Consider the following 8,804-nt stretch of genomic DNA (forward strand, 5'->3'; position numbering starts at 1 on the left):
AGAGAAAGATACCGCTCTTCAACATATAATCATTAACCTATCCTATAGATATTCGATTAGTAACCAGGATTCTGCATCTTCTCCTTCTCCTCATTGCTCAGGGAAGCACCATTCGCATTGGTGATACCGTCGAGGAATGACTGAGGAATTGGACGATAATAATGCTTGGCAGGATCAAACTTGCCCTGTCCGCCAGTGGAAGCATCACTAAACGCATTCCAACGAGCCTCCAAAGTCTTGGTACGAGCCAAATCTTCCCAACGCTGACCTTCACCTATCAACTCTCGTGTACGCTCATCCAAGAGGAAACACATGAACTTATCATAGTCGGATGTCAATTTCAAAGCTTCGTAGATTGGCTGTTCAACCTTAGAGTTGAGCACATCCTCAATACCATTCAGATGCATATTACTCTCAGTAGAAGCAGTAGTCTCGGCAATGTTGTTTGACTCATAATAAGTATTTTCCTCTGTATAGATAGAACCCTCGGCAGAGAATCCACCACCCTTTCCTGTACAAGCAGAGTTCTTCTTATAAGCCTGTCCACCATCACGGCTGATAGAGCGGTCCTCGCCAGCCTTGTAACCAGCACGGTCACGTACCATATTCAGGTAAGTGATGGCATTTCCATAATCCTTCTTGCGGATATAAGCCTCAGCTACCATCAGGACATCGTCGGCAGAACGGGCAATGATGGCATCACGGGTTCCGAACTGTGACGCGATAGATTCACGTGCACCGTCACGGAACTTGCTCAAAGCCACACTTCTGTTATGAATACTACCCAAAGTGTAATAGTTGCCTGAACGTTCGGCAGCATTGCTCTGTGTATTGAAGCTAAAAGGCTGACCGGCATAATAACGTACGAAGGTATGCTGTGGGGTGAGTTTGCCATTCTTCAATACATAATCCTCAGACTTATTCTCTGTGCCATCAGCATTCAATGCAGGAGTGAAACGAGTGTCACCAGGATTATTGACGATATACTTGATACCAATCTCACCTCCCTTGAAACGATGCTCACCAGGATCTGATTCAGTAGGAACCTTCACATCGTCAGGATAATACTCAGGGTGTGCCTTGTATATATCATCTGTAATCTCCAACTTACCAGTTTCCTTATTCTTCTTGGTGGTAATCCAGTAAGGAGCACCATCTGTATAATTAGCGCCATACTTGGTGATGAATGACTTCCAGAAACGGGAATCATTCACACGGTCAAATACCTGCATAGAATATTCTGTAGCACTGACGTATGAGAACTCACGACCTCCAGAAATGTCACGCTTACAACCAGCCATATTCTGATAAATGGATGGATAGTAGAGGTGGAACTGGTTGCCAAAGCGACCTCGTGTGCTGGCACCATCGTTGGAGAACTGTGCAGCAAGAACCACCTCGCTAACTTGCTCATTGGCACCATTAGGCTCTGTATAATCCCACAGTTCCTGGAAGTTCTGGCACAATGGGTGGGCAGCAATTACTTCCTTACCATACTTGATGACAGCATCCAGGTCGGCATCCTTGTACTGAGCATTCCAGCCATCATGCAATTCAGAGGCACGATACAGATGAGCCTTTGCCAGGAAATGGGCAGCAGCCGACTTAGTAAGGCGACCAACCTGCTTTCCTTCAGGAGATTCAGGCAACAATTCGTATGCCTTCTGAAAATCAGAAATAATCTGGGCAAAACACTCTTCCTCGCTATTACGAGTATAAGTATAATTAATCTTACCATTGCTTGGCTCCAGCTTCAAAGGCACACCTCCATACTGCTTTACCAGTTCGAAATAAGCAAAAGCACGGAGGAAGTACCCCTCACCCAAACGGTTGTTGTAAGTGCTCACCTTCTCACCATAATATAATGGAGTATTCTGGATGACAAGATTGGCTGGTTCTACAAGACCATACATATTGTCCCACAATGGCTGGTTGGCAGCAGTTTCACCCGAGTTCAGGTCGGTGCTGTATGCATTATAAGAGGTGATGTTGTTGGCACCACTGGTAAACTCATCGATACCCATACCATAGAGATAAATACCCCAGATATAGTTATACTTAAACTTCAACTTCTGGTAAGCACCTTTAACCAAGTCGTCAATACCTTCCTTGGTCTGAAAATATGCCGTACCCTTCTCTGTAATCAGCTTCTCGTCAAGGAACGAATCGCTGCAAGAAGTGACTGTTCCTAAAGTTGCACCGGCAATCAGTGCTGCATATAATATTTTGTTTGTCTTCATGATGTATCTGTATTTAGAATCCAATGTTTAATCCGATAACCCAGCTCTTGATGGTTGTACCTGAACCGTAAGAAGTTGAGTTGTTATCATAACTCAAGAGGTCGGTATCAAGCCACTTGCACTTCTTGTAAATGGTGAATGGGTTCATGGCCTGAACATAAACCTTTAGGTTACTCATACCCATTTTGCTTGTGATCTTCTTAGGGAATGTATAACCCAGAGAGATATTACGCATCTTGATGTAAGAACCATCCTGATAATTCATTGAGCCAGAAAAAGTATCAGCGTTCTGACCCTGAGAGCCAGGAGAGTAATACTCAGCATCCTCATTGATGTCCTTAATCCAATAATCCACATCACGCATAGCATACATACCTCCAAGAGTCTCAGCACCCTTGGCTACAGTAAACTTCCATCGTGCATAGATGAAGCAGGAAAGTTCAAAGTTCTTGTAGCTGAATGTGTTATGCCAACCACCAGACCAACGAGGACGAACCTTACCTACAATCTGACGGTCATTTGCATCAATCTTACCATCAGGATTTACATCCTTCACCTTGATCTGACCAGGTTTACGACCAAACTTGGCAGCTTCATCAGCCTCCGAAGACTTCCAGATTCCATCATATACATAGTCGTAGTAAACACCAATTTCCTCACCTACGAAGAGACGGTCGTTTACATTCTTTTCTACACCATTATTCAACTTATCCACGCGGTTGCGGTCGATGGTCCAGGTCAAACTGGTGTTCCATTCGAAATCCTTAGTCTTCACAGGAATGGCATTCAACTGCAAATCAACACCCCAACCGGAAGTCTCACCTACATTGGCAAATGTGCTGGTATAACCTGTAAGTGAAGGTATGGTAGTAGCCAGAATCAGATCGGTAGTCTTGTTGTGATAGTAGTCAACACTACCGCTGATACGGTTGTTGATGAAGCCGAAGTCGAGACCTACGTTCCACTGCTTGGTCTTCTCCCAACCGAGGTCGAGGTTCGCCATCTTGTTCGGATTCTTGGCAGAAGCATCAGAAGGCAAGTAACCCACTGTAGGATCCATGCTACCCCATGCATAGTAGTTGCTCTGTACAGCACCCTGTGTGGCATAAGCACTAACTGCATAGTTACCGGAAATACCATAACCCAGACGAAGTTTCAAATTGCTTATGAAATCAGCCTTCTGCATAAACTTCTCCTGATCAATACGCCAACCAAGAGCTACAGATGGGAATGATGCCCACTTATGACCATCAGACAACTGAGAAGCACCATCGGAACGAACACTGGCTGTCAACATATACCTGTCTGCATAAGTATAATTCACACGAGCCATGTAGGAAGCAAGCGAAGTTTCTGTCAGGCCAGTAGAATAAGCCTGTGGATTTCCCAATGAACTTGTGTTCCACCAAAGTTCATCTGCACTCGCTACAAAAGCCTTGATATTACCATTCTCTGAATGATAGCTAGATGCACTCTGCAGGAGGGTAACACCAATACGATGGTTCTTGGCAATGGTCTTGTTGTAGTAAACCAGATTATCGAGCGTCCAAGACACCTTATTGGATGGATTGTATTGAGCTATGTTTCTGCCATCTCCATTGATACCATCGGCTGCATTGGCAATACCCAGGCGATAATACTGGAGTTCCGGACCAAACTGAATGCGATACTGCAGACCCTCCAATGGCTTCCACACCTTGCCAAAGTCAAATTGGGCATATGCGCTGCCATTGATTCGGAAATTGGTACGCTTGTTGGTATTATACTTCAGTTCATCAATAGGATTGATGATGTTCACATTGTAATCCCAAGGATTACGTATATAGTTGCCGTCAGAATCGTAAGGAACGGTCCATGGAATCATGGAGTTCAATGCATTATAATAATCACCAGGTCCCGTTACAGACTTAGAGAAGTTATAACCATAGTTCTGGGTACCGTATGAAGCATTCATGGTGAAGCCCAATGTCAATGGATCAACAGGTCTTGCCTCGAAAGAAGTATTCAAGGTAAAACGCTGATAGCTCTGACCAGGCTGTACACCCTTCTGATTTAAATAACCAAAAGAACCATAACCCTTGAATCTGTCTGAACCACCAGAAGCACTGAGTGTATGCTCATGAGTAATACCAGTCTGCTTACCATGAGAAGCCCAGTCGTAAGAACCCACTAATTCCGGATGATAAGTACCATCTACCCAAGCCTGATTGATATTAGCCCAGCTGTCTGCCTGACCTCCGAAAAGCTTCACATCTCTCTCATAATTAGGAGCAAAGTCTTGTGTCTTATCGCCATAATTGCCTTGGTTATATGCTGCCAGACGGGCATAGTCTATCCACTGTGCAGCGTTCATCATCTTGGTTACATCATGGAGCGTAGAGAAAGTAACTGTACCTGCATAGTTCAAGGTAACCTTGCCTTCCTTACCCTTCTTGGTAGTAACGAGCACAACACCGTTGGCACCTCGGGCACCATAAATAGCGGTAGCAGAAGCATCCTTCAACACCTCGATGCTCTCGATATCCTGAGGGTTGATATTCTCGATACCACCGTTCTGGATAATCATACCATCCACTACATAGAGCGGAGCACTGCTGGCACCGATGGAACGCTGACCACGGATGGTGATGCTACCTACAGTACCAGGACGCTGTGAGTTGGTAATATCCACACCGGCAGTCTTACCCTGCATACCCTCCAGGGCATCCTTTACAGGCATCGCTGTCAGGTCCTTTGAATCCAGGTGAGCCAAGGCACCGGTCACATCGCTCTTGCGCTGTACACCATAACCTACTACCACGACTTCATCCAAAGCCTTGTTATCTTCCTGCAATGTTACCTTCAGATCGCTCTTTCCGGCTACACTCAATTTCTGGGTTGTATAACCGATATATGAGATTTCCACGGTAGCATTCTTTGGCACGTTGGTCAAAACAAAGTTTCCATCAAGATCAGTTACGGCACCATTGGTTGTGCCTACTACTTTAACACTGGCGCCAATGACTGGCTCGCCCATGTTATCTACAACTGTACCTTTTACTGTTTTAGCTTGCTGTACTACATTCGTTGCTGCATTCATCTGAGCTATTCCGCTAGGAGAAAACATCAATGCTGAGCAAAAAAGAGTAACAGGCAAAACAGACTCCTTAAAAAATAGTTTGTTGTCCATGTCTTATTACGTTTTGGTTTATATGTTTATTGTTTCGGGTGCAAAAATACACTTATTCTTGCCGACTATACTTTATATTTTGACCATTCACCTTTATTTTTTGACTTTTGCCCATTTTTTGTTTTTCACATTACATTTTCTCTTTCTTTTTGTTTTGTATTCTAAGGATTTTATCGTATTTTTGCAGAAAAATAAAAGACCTATCAATGAAAAGAAACATAAAGACATTCTACACCTTATTATATATAGTAGGATTCATCTGTTTTTGGCTGATGCCTCTACAGGCATCCGGCAGCATCAAACTGAACGGGAAACGACTCTCGGCTAAGGACGGCCTGTCGTGCAATACGGTGAACGACATCATCCAGGACAGAGACGGATTCATCTGGCTCGGAACGCCGAACGGAGTGAGCAGATATGACGGCTATCAATTTATCAACTTCACCAATCTCAGCAAGAACTCCGGACAAAAGACCCACCACTCCATCTCACAGCTCATCAACGACGAGAAACACGGACTCATCTGGGGCTACAATCCATCCAACATCCTCTGCTGCTTCGACCTGGAAACAGCTCATTTCTCCAATTATTTCGATAAGGAGAATGCTACGCTCTTGAAAAACCGATTCAAGAGCCAGAATGGCATGTGGCTCTTTTCCGGGGATTTCGGAGCCAGATACCTGACCTATAGCAACGGAAAGTTTCACGCCACAGACTATACTACAAAGAACGGCAAGCTGATAGGCGACCGTCAGCTACAGATGACAGAAGATGCCAAACTGAATGTATGGATCGCATCCGATAAAGGTCTTAACCGCATCACCCCTGATGGCAAGAGCCATCTGATGCTCAAGAACCAGCATATCATCACCCTGACTACTGACGGCAATCATATCGCCGTACTGACCGACAAGGGCGATGCCTTCCTTTATGACAACTCGGGCAAACTCGTCCGGGCATGCCACCAGCCCACATGAGAGCAGTCATCACCGACCTCGCCATCAATGGTATCTCGATATACGAAGCAGAAAATGAGCAATTCCTGACCAAGGCGCTGAACTATACACGGGAAATCAGCCTGCCACACGACAAGAATTCGCTCAACATCCACTTCTCCAACTTCGATTATCCGCACATCCAGAATGCGATGTACCAATACTATCTGGAGGGAATAGACAATACCTGGCGCCCGATGACCAGCATCAACCATACCGAGTTCAGCGACCTGAACCCAGGCAGCTACACCCTACATATCCGTACCCGTATAGGCAGCAACCAGTGGAGCGAGGAAACCTTGCTGCACATCACCATCTGCCAGCCTTGGTACAATACGGTATGGGCGTGGTGCATCTATCTGCGCATCATCTGCGGAGCAGGAGTACTCTACTACCGTTCATGGCTGAGAAACTTCGAGCTGAACCAGCAGATTGCTTTGGAGAAACAGATGTCTGATTTCCGAATCAACTTCTTCACCCATATCTCTCATGAGTTCCGCACCCCGCTCGCCATCATCCAGAGTGCCGTGGAAAAGATGATGACCAAGGGAGAAGGCTATGCTTCCAAGAACAACATCAATACCCTCTCCAGAGGAACCAAGCGACTGCAGCGACTCATCAACCAGCTGATGGAGTTCCGCAAGATCAATACGGGCAATATGAAGCTGAATGTAGAAAAGGGCGAAATCATCGGTTTCGTGCGCGCCATCTTCAATGATCTCTATACCGTGGCCAAGCAGAAGGACGTCACCATGAATTTCACTCCTTGGACCAGCAACCACGAGATGCTCTTCGACCAGGAAAAGGTGGAAACCATCGTGTATAACCTGCTGAGCAATGCCGTGAAATATACCCCAGACAAGGGTATTATCAGCGTGAAACTCTATCTGGAGAACAACATCGTGTTCTTCTCGGTAGAAGACAATGGTCCGGGTATCAAGCCGGAAAGAGAGGCTGATCTCTTCAAGCCATTCATGCACGGCTATGCTTCCAAGGGCGGTATGGGTATCGGTCTCTATACGGCGCATCAGATGGCGGAAATCCACAAGGGTTCGCTCACCTATGAGCGTTCCCTGGATCTCGGAGGCAGCCGTTTCTGCCTTGCCCTGCCAAATGATGCCGGCAAGTATCAGCCGGAGGATATCATCGAAAAGAAGGCGCTGGATGACCACAGCATCGACAAGGACGAGATAGAGATGATTGTAAAGGAGATGACTCCGAAAGCCATCAACAACGTTACCGTGATGGTGATAGAAGATGATCCGGACATGCTGGATCAGATCAAGTCGGAGCTGTCTGTCTATTTCCATGTAGAAACATTCATGAATGGCAAGACGGGGTACGAGAACATCCGGAAAATCAAGCCAGCCCTGCTCATCAGCGACATCCAGTTGCCGGAGATGATCGCCCGAGCCCTACAATTTGTGGCTATGGAACTGAAAGCGAAGCAGCAGGCTGAAGAGAAGGCGCAGCAGGAGAAAGCACTTGGTCAGGAAACGACTCTTAAGGAAAATGCTCCACTAGAGAAAGCAGAGCAGTCTTCCTGCGGAGAAGTAATCCTGGTCAAGCCAGTGAAGGAGCTCAAGAAGAATGAGCCTACCCTCCTGATGTCCACCCTCGACAAGAAGTTCAAGGATAAGCTGGAGGCGATCGTGGCACAGCATATCGGCGACAACAACTTCAATGTAGATCGCCTTGCCGAGCTGCTCAGTCTGGGCCGTACCACGGTATATAACCGCACCAAGAGCATCATGGGTGTTTCGCCAAACATCTATATCCAGAACGAGCGTCTGCGTATTGCCGCCAAGCTCCTGCTGGAAGGCGAATACACCGTAAGCGAAATCAGCGAAAAGGTCGGTTTCTCCGATTCCACCTATTTTTATAAGTGCTTCAAGAACAAGTTTGGAATCGCACCGAGCAAGTATGGCAAGTAAAGTCTGCAGGCAAGTGATTTGTATTCTTCAGTGCCCCAGATGGTCTGCCGATAGTTTCGCAAGTGAGGGAATTGACCTATGTAAATAAAATTCCCAAAAGAGAGAATCAGGAAGAAACGCCCGGAAAATGGGGAAAAAAGAGATGGAGAATTTTCCCTTAAGGATTTTTATTTTTTTCCTTAAGGGAAAATATATTTTTCCTTAAGGAAAATGACAGCTTCTTTTAAGAGTTTTTCCCGCCTCATTTAACTTGTAAAGTTATTTACCACTACCAATACTATAGCCCCACTCCATCCGGCTCTCCGAGATAGTATAAGATAACATATCTGCGGGGACGCCTAACGGAGGACGGGCATATCAGATTTACACAGATCTTTACCTTAAAAATATGGGATCCTAACTTTTTCTGAAACTTTTCACAGAATTCTCTTGCAGGTTTGAAAATAAAGTCGTAACTTTGCGCTAT

At 45.7% G+C, this 8,804-nt stretch carries 4 protein-coding genes; 2 read left to right on the top strand and 2 right to left on the bottom strand.

The features are described from left to right. Positions 1-56: 56 nt before the first annotated feature. Together DXD25_RS05570 and DXD25_RS05575 are read right to left on the bottom strand one after the other, a co-directional pair. Positions 57-2,240, bottom strand: coding sequence for a RagB/SusD family nutrient uptake outer membrane protein (locus DXD25_RS05570; protein ID WP_117662161.1), 2,184 nt, complete (start codon positions 2,238-2,240; stop codon positions 57-59). A 13-nt stretch (positions 2,241-2,253) separates the two neighbouring features. Next, positions 2,254-5,319, bottom strand: coding sequence for a SusC/RagA family TonB-linked outer membrane protein (locus tag DXD25_RS05575; protein ID WP_370453403.1), 3,066 nt, complete (start codon positions 5,317-5,319; stop codon positions 2,254-2,256). Between the two features lie 296 nt (positions 5,320-5,615). Between DXD25_RS05575 and DXD25_RS05580 the strand changes: the two genes are divergently transcribed. Continuing rightward, positions 5,616-6,386, top strand: coding sequence for a two-component regulator propeller domain-containing protein (locus DXD25_RS05580; RefSeq protein ID WP_117662155.1), 771 nt, complete (start codon positions 5,616-5,618; stop codon positions 6,384-6,386). Then, positions 6,383-8,338, top strand: coding sequence for an ATP-binding protein (locus DXD25_RS05585; RefSeq protein WP_158556302.1), 1,956 nt, complete (start codon positions 6,383-6,385; stop codon positions 8,336-8,338). Before DXD25_RS05580 ends, DXD25_RS05585 begins: the two co-directional genes overlap by 4 nt. Positions 8,339-8,804 lie beyond the last annotated feature (466 nt).

This window comes from Prevotella sp. TF12-30 (assembly GCF_003436715.1).
Taxonomy (GTDB): Bacteria; Bacteroidota; Bacteroidia; order Bacteroidales; family Bacteroidaceae; genus Prevotella; species Prevotella copri_A.